Origin of the sequence: Mesorhizobium sp. M2A.F.Ca.ET.043.05.1.1 (genome assembly GCF_003952445.1) — a bacterium.
Classification (GTDB): domain Bacteria; phylum Pseudomonadota; class Alphaproteobacteria; order Rhizobiales; family Rhizobiaceae; genus Mesorhizobium.
Genome location: NZ_CP034446.1, coordinates 2,320,295 through 2,335,271 on the forward strand (window position 1 = coordinate 2,320,295; position 14,977 = coordinate 2,335,271).

Sequence of the window (14,977 nt, forward strand, 5' to 3'; positions counted from 1 at the left end):
ATATTGCCAAGCCCGACGCTTCCCTACATCGGCCGGCGCACCGGCCGGATCTGCTCCGGCTCGACCACCTTGCGGTAGAGATGCCAGGTCGCGTGGCCGAGGATCGGCATGACGACGGCGAGGCCGGCAAACAGCGGGATCGAGCCGATCACCAGGAGCACGGCGACCGTCAGGCCCCAGAGGGCCATCGTCAGCGGATTGGCCATCACCACGCGGGCCGAGGTCTCGATCGCCGCGACGGCGCCGACGTCGCGGTCGAGCAGCAGCGGGAAGGCGACGACGGTGGTGCCTAGAACGACAGCGGCGAAACCGAAGCCGACGGCGTTGCCGACGAGGATCAGCGTCCAGCCCTTGCCGGTCGTCAGCACGTCACGCACGAAGGCGCCGACCGAAGCGGGCGGCTCGGCGCCGAACAGGCTGGTGTAGAGTGTCTGGGCGGTGAACAGCCACAACAGGAACAGCGCGAAGAGCAGGATGCCGATGACCGCGATCGAGGGCAGCGCCGGCGAATGGCGCACGTCCAGCGCATGGTGCCAGCGGCTGCTCATGCCAAGCTCGCGCCGGCGGCTGATCTCATAGAGGCCGATGGCCGCGAACGGGCCGATCAGGGCGAAACCGGACATCAGCGGATAGACGAGCTGGATGGCGTTCGAGCCCGAGCTCCATTGCGTCAGGATCAGGCCAACGATCGGATAGATCAGGCACAGGAACACGTAATGCGAAGGCTTGGCCCAAAAATCCTCGGCGCCGAGCTTGAGCGCCTCCCAAAGGTCCGCTGTCGAGATGTGGCGCACCGTGGGCTGAACATGCGCGCCGTACGCGTCCGTCATGACATGAAAACCGGCCATAACCGTCCTCCGTTTCTATCGGGGGCGGTCACCGCCTGGGTGGCCGCCCATGGCTGCCACTTTCAAGAACGTCGGGATGATAACCGATCTTCCGGGAAAAGTCGCCGCTTCATGCGATTTTCCTCACCTGCCCGGCAAAAGCCATGATCGGCGGTATCAGAGGCCGGATGAGCATCTCGACCACCGCCCTCCCCGATATGAACCGTCGCATGCTGATCAAGGCCGCTGGCCTTGCAGCACTTGCCGGCATCGCCGCCTGCAGCACGGTCACGGTGCCGACCGGCGAAGGCGCCGGCGTCTCTTCGTCCGCCACGGCGACGCTGGCCGGCATTCGCACCACGGCCGGGCTGCCGGCGCTGGTTCCCGACACGCAGCTCGAACAGGCGGCGCTGCAGCAGGCCGGCTACATGGCATCGCGCGAACGCATGAGCCACACCACCGGCTGGGGCAAGGATTTCGCCTCGCGCATGAAGGACAATGGCGTGCGGGGCGCGGCGGCCGAAAACATCGCCGAAGGCCGCTTCGACCTGCAAAAACTGTTCGACATCTGGATGCATTCGGACGGCCACCGCCGCAACATGCTCGATCCGGACTTCAGCCGCTTCGGGCTGGCTTATGTGCGCGACGGCCGCGATCCTGCCTTGCGCTACTGGGCGCTGGTGCTGGGCCGATAGCGCCGCTGGAGCGGCCCAGCGTCGGGCAGATCAATCCATATGCGCCGCCGGGGCGCCGCCCGCCGGCGCCGCCTTGGGCTTGCGCAGCAGGATGACGAACGGGATCGCGGCCAGCGTCATCACCATCAGGATTTTGAAGTCATTGATGTAGGAGATCATCATCGCCTGCGCATTCACCGCGCGGTCGACCTGCGACAGCGCCGCGGCGTTGCCGCTCGCGGCCGCCGGCGAGGCAGCCCATAGGTTGGGATTGTAGGGATTGATGAAGGCCGAAAGCTCGGTGTGGTTGATCTGGGTGTTGCGCACCATCAAGGCCGCAACCACCGACACGCCGATCGACGAGCCCAGATTGCGCACCAGGCTGAACAACGAGGTGGCGTCAGTGCGGTAACGCGCATCGAGCGTGGCGAAGGCGACCGTCGACAGCGGCACGAACACCATGCCCATGCCGAGACCCTGGATGACGCCGGAGGTGAGGATCAGCCAGTTGTCCATCTGCGGCGTGAAGCTTGCCATGGTGTACAGCGACTGCGCGGTCAGCAGGAAACCGATGGCGACGAGGATCCTCGCATCGAACCTGTGCATGATGCGGCCGACGACCAGCATCGAGATCATCGTGCCGATGCCGCGCGGCCCCAGCACGACGCCGATGGTCACGGTCGGATAGCCGAAGATGTTGGCCAGCATCGGCGGCAACAGTGACATCGAGGCCAGGATCAGCACGCCCATGACGAAGATGAAGCCCAGCCCGGTCACGAAATTGCGGTCGAGGAAGATCTTTGGGTCGATGAAGGGATGCTCTGCCGTCACCGTGTGGATGATGAACACCCAGAAGCCTGTGAGCGACAGAGCAAGCTCGATCCAGATCTCGGCCGAGTTGAACCAGTCGACCTCGCCGCCGCGATCGAGCACAAGCTGCAGCGCGCCGACGCCGAGCGAGAGCATGGCAAAGCCGAAGAAGTCGAAGCCGCGCACGCGCTTGGCGATGACGGGCAGATAGGCGGCCATGCCGAGGAAGGCGAGGATGCCGACCGGCAGGTTGATGAAGAACACCCAACGCCAGTTGAAGTTTTCCGTCAGCCAGCCGCCGAGCGTCGGGCCCAGGATCGGCCCAAGCATGATGCCGGCGCCCCAGATCGCCATCGCCTGGCCGTGGCGCTCCTTCGGGTTGATGTCGAGCAGGAAGGTCTGTGACAGCGGCACGATGGCGGCGCCGAACACGCCCTGCAGCAGACGGAAGAGCACGATCGTCTCGAGGCTCCAGGCCAGGCCGCAGAGCATGGAGAAGATCGTGAAGCCGACGACGGAGGCGAGGAACAGCTCCTTGCGGCCGAGCCGGTCGGCAAGCCAGCCGGTGACCGGGGTCATGATCGCCGCCGCCACGATATAGGAGGTCAGCACCCAGTTGATGTTGTCGGGCGACGCGCCAAGGTCGCCGGTCATGGTTGGCAGCGCGACATTGGCGATCGTAGTGTCGAGCGCCTGCATGATCGTCGCCAGCATCAGCGCGACGGTGATCAGCCCGCGATGCGGCACTTCCTTGAAGGGTTCGGGCGTGCTCATGATGCTGAACTTCCAGCGGGTAACAAAACCGTGTAGACTAGAGCATGATGCCCAAAAGTGTGATGCGGTTTTCGGACGACATCATGGTCTATCTCTTTGATTTAGAGCCGGATTCAGATTTCAGGTCGAACAGACCTGAAATCATCCGGCTCTAGGCTTCCGGGCGGCAATGCCTTCCGTTGAGAGACCTTCATCGCGGTGGGACGCGACTATCGATGTGGGGGTTACATCGACTGAAAGTCTCTGTTGGAGCGGATGTCTGCCGCCCGGAAACCTGAGGACCGACGGGTCCGTGACGAAGGTTTCGGTTTTGATCGCGCCGTCAAACGGCTGATCTTAAACGCTTATCCTTCTCACTCCTCCCATCAGGCCAGTCCCTGCTCCGCCCCCGGTTTGGGGGCGTATTGTTACTGCGCGTGCTCTCCTGCCGTGGCATGGCCGAAGATCGACGGCAGGCCGCGCGCCACGCCGGTGTCGACGGTGACGGTCGCGCTCATGCCGGTGCGCAGCGCCATCTTAGCGTCGGGATCGGTCAACTCCAGGCGCACGGGAATGCGCTGCGTGACCTTGACCCAGTTGCCGGTAGCGTTTTGCGCGGGCAGCAGCGAGAACTCCGCGCCCGTGCCGGCGCCGATCGCCTTGACCGTCGCCTCGAAGGTGCGGCCCGGAAAGGTGTCGACGACGATCTCCGCCTTCTGGCCCGGCTTCATGTTGGTGAGCTGGGTCTCCTTGAAATTGGCGTCGATCCAGGTGTCGCCGGTCTCGACGAGCGCGAAGAGCGGCGTGCCGACGGAAACATACTGGCCGACCTTGAAGGAAGCCGCCTGGTAGATGACACCGTCGGCAGGCGCCTTCACCGTCGTCTGCGCCAGGTCATAGGCCGCCTTGTCGCGCGCGGCCAAAGCGGCCATCACGGTCGGATGCTTGTCGGTCTCGATCTCGGGATTGCCGCCGAGCGCCGCCTTGGCGCTGACGATGCCCTGCTGCGCGACGGCCAGCTGCTGCTTGGCCTTGTCAAGATCGTTGCGGGCCTGGTCGAGCGAGGATTTGGCATTGATGCCCTTCTGCGCGAGATCGGCGGCGCGGTCATATTGCGACTGCGCATAGTCGACCTCGCTTGAGGCGGACTTCTCCTGCGCCATCGCCTGGCTGTAGGCGGCGCGCAGCTGCTCGACATTGAGGCGCGCCGCGGCGACCGCCGCATCGGCCTGGGCGAGCGCGATCCTGTAAGGCTCGGGATCGATGACGAAGAGAAGGTCGCCCTGCTTGACCAGCTGGTTGTCGGCGATGCCGACCTGAACGATACGGCCGGCTGTATCAGAGGCGACCGAAATCCTGGCCTGCTGCAGGTTGGCGTTCTCGGTTTCCTGATAGCGGCCGCCCGTCACCCAGACATAGGAGCCGCCGGCAAGCAGCGCCAGCGGCAGCGCGACCATCAGCATGAAGCGGCCGAGGCGGCGCTTCTTCTTCGGCGCGACCGGCGCCGGCTGCGGCTCCGGAGCCGCCGTGGCCGGAGCGACCGTCGGCTGCGCCGGCGCTTCAGCGACCGGCTGCGCCGGCGCGTTCAGCTTGGTGACATTGTCGTCTTCCCGCTTGGCTGCTGCGCTCATGCCGCTGCCCCTTCCCTGCTCTTGATCTTTTCGAGGGACGATGCCTCGCCGTCCGTCAGGTTCTGCACGATCGTGTCCAACACCCGGATCAGGATGCGTCGCTCTTCAGGCGAAACGCCGGTCAACGACTCTTCATAGACCTCGCCGGCGAGGCTTTTGACATCTGCGTAGGCAGCGCTCGCCTTCTCGGTCGGGAAGATCATGCGCACGCGCCGGTCGGTGGCGTCCTGGCGGCGCTCGATCCAGCCGCCCTCCTCCATGCGATCGACAAGGCGAGAGACGCTGATCGGCTCGATTTCGAGCAATTCGGCCAACCGCGCCTGCGTGATGCCTTCTTCCTTGGCGACGCGCACCATCAGCCGCCATTGCGCCGAGGAAAGCCCCAACCCGCTGGCGCGCGCCTCGAAGCGCTTGCGCATCAGGCGCTGCACGTCGTGGATCAAAAATCCCAATCTGTCGATGCCATCCGAAACCATGAGCGATACATATAATAAGCGTGCTTATTATTCAAGGGGAAGCATTGCGCCAGAAGCCGGCAAATCGTCATGGCAGGCATTTGGTGCATTCATGGTTAGCGCCCGGTGAATTCGGCAATCGGTGAACGGCTACCCGAGGCCGAAGCTGCGGTTTCAGGCGATGCATTCACAGCAAGGCGTCAACCGTCTGAAAATTCACTGTGTTTTCTGCCGCACGCTAGCGCCGCTCGCCTCGCTCGTGGTAAAGCTGCACCGTGGATCGGGGGATCACGCAATGCCGACGCTCTATGCGCTGAAGCCGGCCTTCCAGGACAGGCTGCGACCGCTTGTCAGCCGGCTGGCAGCAATGGGCGTGACAGCCAATTTCATCACCCTGCTGGCGGCCACCCTGTCGATCGCGGCCGGCGTGGCGATCGCGGCGGCGCCGGGTTCGCGCCTGCTTGTGCTGCTCATCCCCCTGGTGCTGTTCGTGCGCATGGCACTCAACGCGATGGACGGCATGCTGGCGCGGGAGCACGGCCAGGCCTCTACCCTGGGCATGTATCTGAACGAGATCTGCGATGTCGTTTCCGATTTGGCGCTGATCCTGCCCTTCGCCGCCTTTGCGCAATTCGGCCAATGGGGTGTCGTTACCTTTGGCATTGCCGCGATGCTCGCAGAATTCGCCGGCGTGCTCGGCATCCCCGCAGGCATCGGTCGCAATTATGTCGGCCCGTTCGGCAAGAGCGACAGGGCACTGGCGCTCGGCGTGGTCGCGGCTCTGTGCGCCGTCGGGCTGTGGCCCGCGGCCCTCGCGCCGTTTGTGTTTCCGGCCATGGCTACGCTGTCGCTGCTGACCGCCATAAACCGGATACGTGCCGGTCTTACTGGCAGCTCCGGCTAAGCATCGAGGCTCGCCATGCCGTCCGAGGGAAACAGCATGCTTCACGAACAGATCGCCGCCGCGCCGGCGGAAAGCCCTACGCGGCAGGCGCAGGAACGCAGCTTCCAAAGCCATGACGGTACGGAAATTTTCTACCGTTTCTGGCCGGCGGCATCGGCCGAGGCCAAAGGTGCGGTGGTGCTCTTCCATCGCGGCCACGAGCATGGCGGCCGCATGGCGCATCTGGTCGATGAATTGCGAATGCCGGATTACGCCTTCTATGCCTGGGATGCGCGCGGCAATGGCCGCTCCGCCGGCGAGCGCGGCTATGCGCCGTCTTTCGCGGCGCTGGTGCGCGATATCGACTGTTTCATGCGCGAGATCGCCGCCAAGGACGGGTTTGGCGCACAGGATATCGCGCTCGTCGCGCAATCCTTCGGCGCGGTGCTCGCCGCCGCCTGGGTGCATGACTATGCGCCGCAACTGCGCGCCATGGTGCTGGCCTCGCCGGCTTTCTCGGTCAAGCTCTACGTGCCCTTCGCCAAGGAAGGCATCGCGCTATGGCAGAGGATCAACGGGCGCTTCTTCGTCAATTCCTATGTCAAGGCGAGCCTGCTCACCCATGACCCGGTGCGCATCGCCTCCTTCGAGAACGACCCGCTGATCACCAGGCCGATCGCTTCCAACATACTGGTCGAGCTCTACCAGCATGCGGCGCGCATCGTCTCCGACGCCCGCGCCATCACCATGCCGACGCAGCTTCTTTTGTCCGGCAGCGATTGGGTGGTGCGGCACGGCCCGCAGCACGAGTTCTTCGTCAATCTCGGTAGCCGCGCGAAGGAGCGGCATGTGCTGCCGGGCTTCTTCCACGATACGCTCGGCGAGCGCGACCGCGCCAAGGCGCTCGCCCTTATCCGGCCGTTCATCGAAGGGCAATTTGCTTCGCCGGCCGAAGCCGTCGACCTGAAGCAGGCGGACATCGCCGGCTACACGCGCGACGAGGCCGACAGGCTTGCTTCGCCGCTCGATCTCCTGTCGCCCAGGGGCCTCTATTGGGCGATGAGCCGCGCGTTCATCCGCATCGGCAGCTGGTTCTCGCGCGGCATGAAGATCGGCGTCGGCACCGGCTTCGATTCCGGCTCGACGCTGGACTATGTTTACGAGAACGATGCGCGTGGATTGGGGCCTATCGGCCGCATGGTCGATCGGACCTTTCTGGACGCCATCGGCTGGCGCGGCATCCGCCAGCGCAAGCTCAACCTCGAGGAGCTGATCGGTTCGGCGCTGGCAACGCTGAAAGCGGCCGGACGTCCCGGCCACATAATCGACATAGCCGCCGGGCACGGCCGCTACGTGCTCGATGCGATCGGCAAGAGCGCCGAGCAGCCGGCCAGCGTGCGGCTGCAGGACTATTCCGACCTCAATGTCGAGCTCGGCCGCAAGCTGATCGCCGATCGCCAATTGCCGGCCAGCGTCTCGTTCCGCCGCGCCGATGCCTTCGATGGCGCCGGGCTGGCGGTGCTGAACCCGGCGCCCGATCTTGCCATCGTCTCCGGCCTTTACGAGCTCTTCTCGGACAATGCGTTGATCGCCCGCTCGCTCGGCGGGCTGGCCCGCGCCATGCAGCCTGGCAGCCTGCTGATCTACACCAACCAGCCCTGGCACCCGCAGCTCGAGATGATCGCGCGCAGCCTGACTTCGCATCGCGGCGGCCAGGCCTGGGTCATGCGTCGGCGCACGCAAGCCGAGATGGATCAGCTGGTCGAAGCCGCCGGCTTCGAGAAGCTCGACCAGCGCATCGACCAATGGGGTATCTTCACCGTCTCGCTGGCAAGGCGGGTTTAGGACCGCCCACGCATGCCCGCCAGCGCCGAGCCCCCGCCACTTTCAGCCACCGCGGCCGCCGAACCCTACGGACGTGTCGTCCTTCGGGCGGCGCTGTGGCTCGCGTTTCTCGCGCCATTCTTCTATTCGACCTATGGCTTCGCCAACTGGCTGGCCTCGAACCGTCCATATGTCGGCAGCATCGTGTTCTCGTGGGAACACCACGTCCCGTTCCTTGCCTGGACAATCGTGCCTTACTGGTCGATCAACCTGTTCTACGCCCTGTCGCTGCTGCTCAACGACAGCACGCAACGTGTGAACCGGCTGGCCGGCCGCTACCTCACGGCGCAGGTCGTCGCCGTCTCCTGCTTCATCCTGTTTCCGCTGACCGCCACCTTCGTGCGGCCGGCAACGACCGGCCTGCCCGGCTTCATGTTTGACGTGCTCGGCGGCTTCGACAAGCCGTTCAACCAGGCGCCGTCCCTGCATATCGCATTGCTGGCGATCATCTGGGATCATTGGCGCCAGCGTCTTTCCGGCCCCCTGCTCACGCTCTGGCACGTTTGGTGCTTCCTGATCGGCGCCTCGGTGCTGACAACCTGGCAGCACCATTTCACCGATGTTCCGACCGGCGCTCTGCTCGGCTTCTTCGCGCTGTGGCTATTTCCGGCCCGGGGCGAGCTGCCCTTCGCCGGCTTCCGCCTGACGACCGATGCCAAGGCTCGGCGGCTTTCGCTCTGCTACGCGCTGGGCGCCGGCCTGGCGCTCGCCGGCGCAGCCATCGGCGCCTTCTTCTCGGCGCTTGCGCTTATCTTTTTGTGGCCGGCACTTGCGCTGGCTATCGTCGCTTTCGGCTATGCCGGGGCCGGGCCAAAAGTGTTCCAGAAGGCGGCGGACGGCCGCGTGTCGCTGGCAAGCCGCGTCCTGCTCTGGCCATACCGGCTGGGCGCCAGGATCAATGTCTGGGCCTGGACGCGCAAGCTGCCGCCGGTGGTTGCCGTCACCGACGGTGTCTTTCTCGGGCGCTTTCCCGACGCTGCCGAAGCACACGGCTTCGGCACGGTGATTGATCTTGCCGCCGAGCTGGAGCGGCCAGGTGACGCGCCGGGCCGCTGGATCAGCTTTCCCATGCTCGATCTCCTGCCGCCGCCCGTAGGCACGCTCGACCAGGCGGTGGCGGCGGTTGAGCCGGCGCGCCGGCAGGGCACTGTGCTGGTCTGCTGCGCGCTCGGCTTCCAGCGCAGCGCCACGGTCGTCGCCCGCTGGCTGGTTGCCAGCGGCCGCTCGCACACGCCGGCGCAGGCGCGCAAGCAGCTCGCCGCTTCCGGCCGGCCGGTGCATCTTCAGCTCGGACTGGACGAGCCGGCATGAACGATGACGCCTATCAGCGCAAGGCTGCCGCCTTCGCCGCCATGCTGGTCAAGCAGGCGGCATGGCCGGCCGTGATCGTGATCGCCGGCGACAGCATCGCCCCGCTGGTCGCCTCGGCGCGCGGCGCGCTCCATGCGCCGCTTGCTGTGCTGGCGTTGCTCGTCGCGGCGGCGAGCGCGGTGATGGTGCTCGGGCTCTCGGCGCTTCTTGCCTTCGATGCGCTGCTGTTCCGGCTGATGGCGACGCATGGCGACGAGATATCAGGAGGCGCCGCTGTCGATGACATGCTGGCGCGCATGCGGTTGAAGCCGGCCCCGGCCATGCCCCGCCCGCTCGACCAGCGCATCGCCGGAACACGCCGCCTGCTGGCCAGGCAGCGGATCGCCTTCGCGGTCTTCGTCGTCGCGTTCCTCACCGCCGGATTCTGGATGCCCGGATGAGCAAGCTTTCGCTGCGCACCTACACGCTGTTGCAGACCATAACCTCCGTCGGCCTTTCGGCGATGGCCTGGGCGGTCACCGGCGTGCGGCCGATCTGGAGCGGCAGCGAGCCGTCGGACCGGCAGCGCATCTATTTCGCCAACCACACCAGCCACGGCGATTTCATCCTTCTGTCGGCCTGCCTCAGCGAGACGGAGCGCGCCAAGACGCACGCCATCGCCGCGGCCGAATATTGGGGCAAGTCGCGGCTCCGCCGCTTCATTGCCGAGGACATGCTGTCCTCCGTGCTGATCAGCCGGCAATGGACGAACGAGGCGGAGCATCCGATCTCGATCATGCTTTCCGTGCTAGACCAGGGCCATTCGCTGATCATCTTCCCCGAGGGCACCCGCAATACCAGCGACGAGCTGCTGCCTTTTCGTTCCGGCCTCTACAATCTGTCGATGGCGCGGCCGGATGTCGAGCTGATCCCCTGCTGGATCGAGAACATGTCGCGCGTGCTGCCCAAGGGCCAGTTCCTGCCGGTGCCACTGCTTTGCCGCGTCGTCTTCGGCGCCCCCGTTGCCGTCGCCCCGGGCGAAGAGCGGCGCGCCTTCCTGCAGCGCGCCCGCGCCGAGCTTCTGGCGCTCAATCCGCGCCCCGACCGAGACGATTGATGCGCCACGAAATCAGCATTCTCATCATCGGCCTTTTCGTGGTGCTGAGCACCGCCAGCGTCACCGCCGGCATCCTCTCGATGCGCGCGCCGAAGCCGCTCAGTTCGACACTCGTCAACCTCACGCAGCGCATCAACGCCTGGTGGGTGATGGTGGCGCTGATGACGGTCGCCTTCTTCTTCGGCCGTTACGGCATGACCCTCCTGTTCGCGCTGATCTCGTTCGCGGCGCTGCGTGAGTTCGTGACGCTGACGCATAGCCGCCGCAGCGACCACTGGGTGCTGCTCGGCATGTTCGGCATCGTCATCCCCTTCCAGTACTGGCTGGTGTGGACCGCCTGGTATGGCCTCTTCGTCATCTTCATTCCGGTCTACTGCTTCCTGCTGATGCCGGCAATAACGGCGCTGCACGGCGACACGGAACGGTTTCTGGAGCGGGTCTCGGCGCAGCAGTGGGCGATCATGATCTCGGTCTATTGCGTCAGCCACGTGCCAGCTTTGCTGACGCTCAACGTGCCGGGCTTCGAAGACCGCAACCTTCTGCTCATCGCCTTCCTGATCATCGTCGTGCAGGGCAGCGACGTCCTGCAATACATCTTCGGCAAACTGTTCGGAAAACACCGCTTTTCGCCGAACGTCTCGCCGTCGAAAACTTGGGAGGGCCTAATCGGCGGGTTGGTCGCGTCGAGCCTGCTTGGCGCGCTGCTCGCCTTCATCACGCCCTTCTCGCCGCTGCAGGCCTCGGCCGTCGCCTTCGTCGCCTGCACGATGGGATTTCTCGGCGGCCTCGTCGCCTCGGCGATCAAGCGCGACCAGGGCGTCAAGGATTGGGGCCATCTGATCGAAGGCCATGGCGGTATGCTCGACCGCACTGACAGCCTGGTCTTCGCCGCGCCGATCTTCTTCCACATCGTGCGCTATTTCTGGACGGTCTGAGCAAGCCAGTTAAAGCCGCTTGGGCATCCGAGAAGGGAAGCGCTACAGCTCCAAATCCCACGTCTGCCCGACCAAGTCCTTGCCGAAGGAATGATGGCGCTCCTCGTCGACCAGCTGGAAACCCGCGGCCTGGTAGATGCGGCGAGCCGAGCCCAGTATGTCGTTGGTCCACAGCGTCAGCGTCTTGTAGCCCTTGGCGCGGGCGAAGGCGATGCATTCGTCGACCAGGCGCCGGCCGATGCCCAGGCCGCGCGCCGACGGCTCGACATAGAGGAGCCTCAGCTTCGCCACCTCGGACGACTTGCGCACGACAAATACCGAGCCGACCACCTCGCCTTCGCGCTCCGCGATCCAGGCGCGCTCCCATTGCGCGTCGAATTTCTTGACGAATTCGGCGAGGATCTCGGCGACCAGCGCCTCATAGGTTCCGTCCCAGCCATACTCCTCGGTGTAGAGCATGCCCTGACGGCGCGTGACCCAGCCGATGTCGCCGACCTGCAGCGGCCGCAGGATGTAAGGCACCTTGGGTTCGGGGCGGTCGCCGAGCAGATACTGGACTGTGCGCATGGCGTTGACCAGCCGCTCCTGGTGGGCGGGCGGCAAGCGGTCGAGCAGCGCACGCACCTGGTCATGCGAATCCCGGTTGAGCGGCGCGAAGGCTTGCCTGCCCGCCGGCGTCAGCGCGATCGATGATCGTCGCGCGTCCGCCTCGCTGGCTTCGCGCTCGACCAGGCCGCGTTCCTCGAATTTTTTCAAGAGGCGGCTGACATAGCCGGGGTCGAGGCCAAGGTCGCGCACCAGATTGCTGGCGACCAGCCCGTCGCGATGAGCAAGCTCATAGAGCACCCGCGCCTCGGTCAGCGAGAACGGGCTCTTCAGGAGGCCCTCGTCGAGCAGGCCGATCTGGCGGGTGTAGAAGCGGTTGAAGGCGCGCACCGTATCGATGCGCTCCTTGCCGGGGTGGTCGTGGATGGTCATGGGAAGTCCTCCTGTCACGGACAGGATCGATCATTTAGTTGACTCAGTCAATAAATTGGTCGTCACAGCTTCGTCATTCTAGGGCGGAGCAAGGAGCGAAGCGACGCGCGGAGACCCTGGAATCCATGCCGTGACCTACAGGCGCCGCGACGGTGCAGACCTGACGGCGAAACGCCGGCAGGGGTACCTTCTTCTGCACCGTGTTCGTTCTACGGCAGGCGGAACGGCATGGATTCCAGGGTCTGCGCTCCGCTTCGCGTCGCTCCGCCCTGGAATGACGAAGTCGCGGATGCGGCGGCGCTAATGGCCAAGGCTGCGACGCCGCCTCACCCCGTCGGCAGCACCGGCCAGAACTCGCCGATCCGCCCGCCGGCAAAAACCGCGATCGCCCCGAAATGCTGCAGCACCGCCTCGCTCTGCGTTGGCCGCAGGAAGGCGTAGTCGCCGGGCTTCACACCCGCGCCTGCCGGCAGGCCCATGAACTGCTGATTGGACGATAGCCCGATCAGGCCGTTCGGCTTCATGCCTTCGGGGAACACCGGTTCGGCCATCCACTTGCCGCCATAGAGATAGCAGCCCTTGCGCGGGAAAAGACCGAGCGCCTGTAGCGCCCTGGAAACCGACGGCGGACCGGGCAGCATCGGATCGAGCGCTTTGAGGATCGGCGTGGCGATGAAGGCGGCCGGCTGGAGGCCGTCGAGGCCAGGGGTGTCGAAGTCGCTCGGCAGCACGAAGGCCGAGCCGATCGACACTTCGTTGGCGACGTTGCCGCCATGCAGCAGCGCGGTCTTCGAGCCGCCGATATTCAGGATGCGGCGCCGGTCCGGATCGAGGGCGGCGGCGAACTCCGCCGCCTTGGCCGAAGCCTGCTTCAGCGCCCTGGCCGCACCGCCCAAGAGGCCCGGTATCTCCGGCGCATGCGCTTCATAGGCCATGATGCCTTGGCAATGCAGGCGCTCCGGCACCGTCAGCGCCTTGATGTCGGCGGGATCACGAAAACCGCCGCGATGCAGGCCGACATCGACCTCGAAGGCGAAGCGCAGTTCGGTGTCGAGCGCGGCGGCCAAGGCGCCATAGTCGGCCAGCCGCTCCGGCGTGTCGATGAGCCAGCAGACGCGCGACCACCAGCCGGCGCCGCCTCTTGTCAGCGCGGCCCTGGCAGCGCCGACCGGCATCGGCTTGCCGTAGAGCAGATCGCCCTCGGGAAAGCCGTCGAGGACGGCCTGCGTCACCGGCGGATGGAAGGTCATGAAGCGGTTGGTTTCGAGTGCCCGCGCGATATGCGACAGCAGCGGCATGCAAGGCAGCGACTTGTCGACCAGCCGAACGGCAAGGCCGGGCGCCAGCCGCTCCTTCACCAGCGCGACGTTGCCGTCCAGCCGGTCGCGGTCGAGCACCAGGCAGGGCCGGAAGATCTCGGCTGCCTTCAACGCCTCGGACAGGGCGGCGAAATAGGCGCTCATCATTCGATGCCGAACAGGCCGGCCATATAGGGCGACACGAAACGGTTGTCGGGATCGATGTCGCGGCGCACGGCAAGCGCGTCGTTCCAGCGCGGATAGAGTTTCTTGAAATCCGCCGCCTTCAGGCTGTGCATCTTGCCCCAATGCGGCCTGCCGCCATATTTGCGGAAGATGGGCTCGGCGGCGCGCATGAAGGGCAGCGGGTCATTCGCCGCGTCATGGTGGATGGCGATCGAGCAGGTCAGCCGCTTGTGGAAGGGCGAAAGCCAGAATTCGTCCGGCGCCACCGAACGCACCTCCATCGGGAAATAGACTTCCGGAAAGTACTTCTCCGTCAGCGCGATGATCTCGGCCAACGCCTTGGGGCCTTCCTCGAATGGCAGGTGGTATTCCATCTCGTTGAATTTGGTTCGACGGTCGCTGACATAGACGTTGAGCCAGTCCTGCACATAATCCTCGGCCGGCACCTTTTTGACTGCGCCCTTGATCAGCGCGCGGCGCAGCGATGGCAGCCGGCGCAGCACGGTGCGCAGCTTGCGCAATGTCGCCAGGCCCTGCTCGTCGTCCTCGGTCGGCCGCTGCGTTGGCTGGGCATCGCTCAGGTCGCTGGCGATGAACTGCGCATAGCCCGAAAACGGGATGTAGTAGAATTCGGCCGAACGATGCGCGGCCATCATCTTTTCGAAATCGCGCAGCATGTCGCCAATCGGCAGCACCCATTTGCGGCGGCGCAGGCGGTAGGCCGCGATGTTGTTCATCGCGACTTCGGTTAGGATGCCGAAGGCGCCAAGCGCGACACCGGTGGCGTGGATCATGTCCTGGTCGTCGGCCCGGCTGTATTCGCGCAGCTTGCCTCGCCCATCGACGAGCTGCACCGCCTCGAGCTGCGTGTGATAGGCGCCGAGCGTCGGTCCGGAGCCATGCGTTGCCGTGCCCAGCGCGCCGCCGATCGCCTGCTTGTCGATGTCGCCCATGTTGGGCAGGCCCTGGCCGATGCCTTGCAGGATGTGCATCAGGGCGCCGAGCCGCGTGCCCGCCCTCACCCGCGCCCTGTGGGCCGCCGGTTCATGCGAAACCAGCCCTTCGATCTTCTCCAGCGAGACGATGGTGCCGTCGGATTGCACCAGCGGCGTGAAGGAGTGGCCGGCGCCGGCCACGCGCAGCGGTCCCGGCGCCGAGCGCACCAGCTCGGCCAGCTCGCCGGCGTTGGCCGGCGTCGCTATCGATTTCGGGGAAGCCGTGACGAAACCAGACCAGTTGCTCCAGGCATTTGCCAT

Annotated in this window: 14 protein-coding genes; 7 read left to right on the forward strand and 7 right to left on the reverse strand. The window is 65.4% G+C overall.

All coding sequences use genetic code 11. The annotated features are described in order from the left end of the window. Positions 1 to 23 precede the first annotated feature (23 nt). Positions 24 to 848: a DUF2189 domain-containing protein gene (locus EJ069_RS11200; RefSeq protein WP_126061334.1), complete on the reverse strand. Its 825-nt coding sequence runs from the start codon at positions 846 to 848 to the stop codon at positions 24 to 26. A gap of 167 nt (positions 849 to 1,015) precedes the next feature. On the opposite strand from EJ069_RS11200, the gene EJ069_RS11205 reads away from it, so the two are divergent. Next, on the forward strand, positions 1,016 to 1,522 hold the full coding sequence (locus EJ069_RS11205) for a CAP domain-containing protein (RefSeq protein ID WP_126061335.1): 507 nt from the start codon (positions 1,016 to 1,018) through the stop codon (positions 1,520 to 1,522). A gap of 30 nt (positions 1,523 to 1,552) precedes the next feature. Here EJ069_RS11205 and EJ069_RS11210 read toward each other — a convergent pair whose 3' ends face one another. The 3 genes from EJ069_RS11210 to EJ069_RS11220 all read right to left on the reverse strand — a co-directional run bounded on the left by EJ069_RS11210 (position 1,553) and on the right by EJ069_RS11220 (position 5,171). Next, positions 1,553 to 3,085: a DHA2 family efflux MFS transporter permease subunit gene (locus tag EJ069_RS11210; protein ID WP_126061336.1), complete on the reverse strand. Its 1,533-nt coding sequence runs from the start codon at positions 3,083 to 3,085 to the stop codon at positions 1,553 to 1,555. 407 nt (positions 3,086 to 3,492) lie between these two features. Beyond that, entirely contained in the window at positions 3,493 to 4,695 is a 1,203-nt protein-coding gene (locus EJ069_RS11215; RefSeq protein ID WP_126061337.1) for an HlyD family secretion protein, read from the reverse strand. Then, positions 4,692 to 5,171 (reverse strand): MarR family transcriptional regulator, encoded by a 480-nt coding sequence (locus EJ069_RS11220; RefSeq protein WP_126061338.1) that lies wholly within the window; start codon positions 5,169 to 5,171, stop codon positions 4,692 to 4,694. The genes EJ069_RS11215 and EJ069_RS11220 overlap by 4 nt, the downstream gene beginning before the upstream one ends. 121 nt (positions 5,172 to 5,292) lie before the next feature. Between EJ069_RS11220 and EJ069_RS11225 the strand changes: the two genes are divergently transcribed. Genes EJ069_RS11225 through EJ069_RS11250 form a run of 6 tightly spaced genes read left to right on the forward strand, consistent with a single transcriptional unit; the run spans position 5,293 to position 11,259 of the window. Continuing rightward, complete coding sequence (locus tag EJ069_RS11225; protein ID WP_348639364.1) at positions 5,293 to 6,054, forward strand: CDP-alcohol phosphatidyltransferase family protein; 762 nt, start codon at positions 5,293 to 5,295, stop codon at positions 6,052 to 6,054. A 36-nt stretch (positions 6,055 to 6,090) separates the two neighbouring features. Next, positions 6,091 to 7,878 (forward strand): bifunctional alpha/beta hydrolase/class I SAM-dependent methyltransferase, encoded by a 1,788-nt coding sequence (locus EJ069_RS11230; protein WP_245456503.1) that lies wholly within the window; start codon positions 6,091 to 6,093, stop codon positions 7,876 to 7,878. 12 nt (positions 7,879 to 7,890) lie between these two features. Beyond that, positions 7,891 to 9,228, forward strand: a complete 1,338-nt coding sequence (locus tag EJ069_RS11235; protein WP_126061340.1) for a phosphatase PAP2/dual specificity phosphatase family protein — start codon at positions 7,891 to 7,893, stop codon at positions 9,226 to 9,228. Continuing rightward, positions 9,225 to 9,668 (forward strand): hypothetical protein, encoded by a 444-nt coding sequence (locus EJ069_RS11240; RefSeq protein ID WP_126061341.1) that lies wholly within the window; start codon positions 9,225 to 9,227, stop codon positions 9,666 to 9,668. Before EJ069_RS11235 ends, EJ069_RS11240 begins: the two co-directional genes overlap by 4 nt. Further along, entirely contained in the window at positions 9,665 to 10,324 is a 660-nt protein-coding gene (locus EJ069_RS11245) for a lysophospholipid acyltransferase family protein (protein ID WP_126061342.1), read from the forward strand. Before EJ069_RS11240 ends, EJ069_RS11245 begins: the two co-directional genes overlap by 4 nt. Further along, positions 10,324 to 11,259, forward strand: a complete 936-nt coding sequence (locus EJ069_RS11250; protein ID WP_126061343.1) for a phosphatidate cytidylyltransferase — start codon at positions 10,324 to 10,326, stop codon at positions 11,257 to 11,259. The genes EJ069_RS11245 and EJ069_RS11250 overlap by 1 nt, the downstream gene beginning before the upstream one ends. Positions 11,260 to 11,301: 42 nt before the next feature. Here the strand turns inward: EJ069_RS11250 and EJ069_RS11255 are convergent, their stop codons facing one another. From EJ069_RS11255 to EJ069_RS11265, 3 genes are all read right to left on the reverse strand, one after another. Further along, positions 11,302 to 12,237 (reverse strand): bifunctional helix-turn-helix transcriptional regulator/GNAT family N-acetyltransferase, encoded by a 936-nt coding sequence (locus tag EJ069_RS11255; protein WP_126061344.1) that lies wholly within the window; start codon positions 12,235 to 12,237, stop codon positions 11,302 to 11,304. A 326-nt stretch (positions 12,238 to 12,563) separates the two neighbouring features. Further along, positions 12,564 to 13,700, reverse strand: coding sequence for an alanine racemase (locus EJ069_RS11260; protein ID WP_189476289.1), 1,137 nt, complete (start codon positions 13,698 to 13,700; stop codon positions 12,564 to 12,566). Continuing rightward, positions 13,700 to 14,977, reverse strand: coding sequence for a D-arabinono-1,4-lactone oxidase (locus EJ069_RS11265; RefSeq protein WP_126061346.1), 1,278 nt, complete (start codon positions 14,975 to 14,977; stop codon positions 13,700 to 13,702). Before EJ069_RS11265 ends, EJ069_RS11260 begins: the two co-directional genes overlap by 1 nt.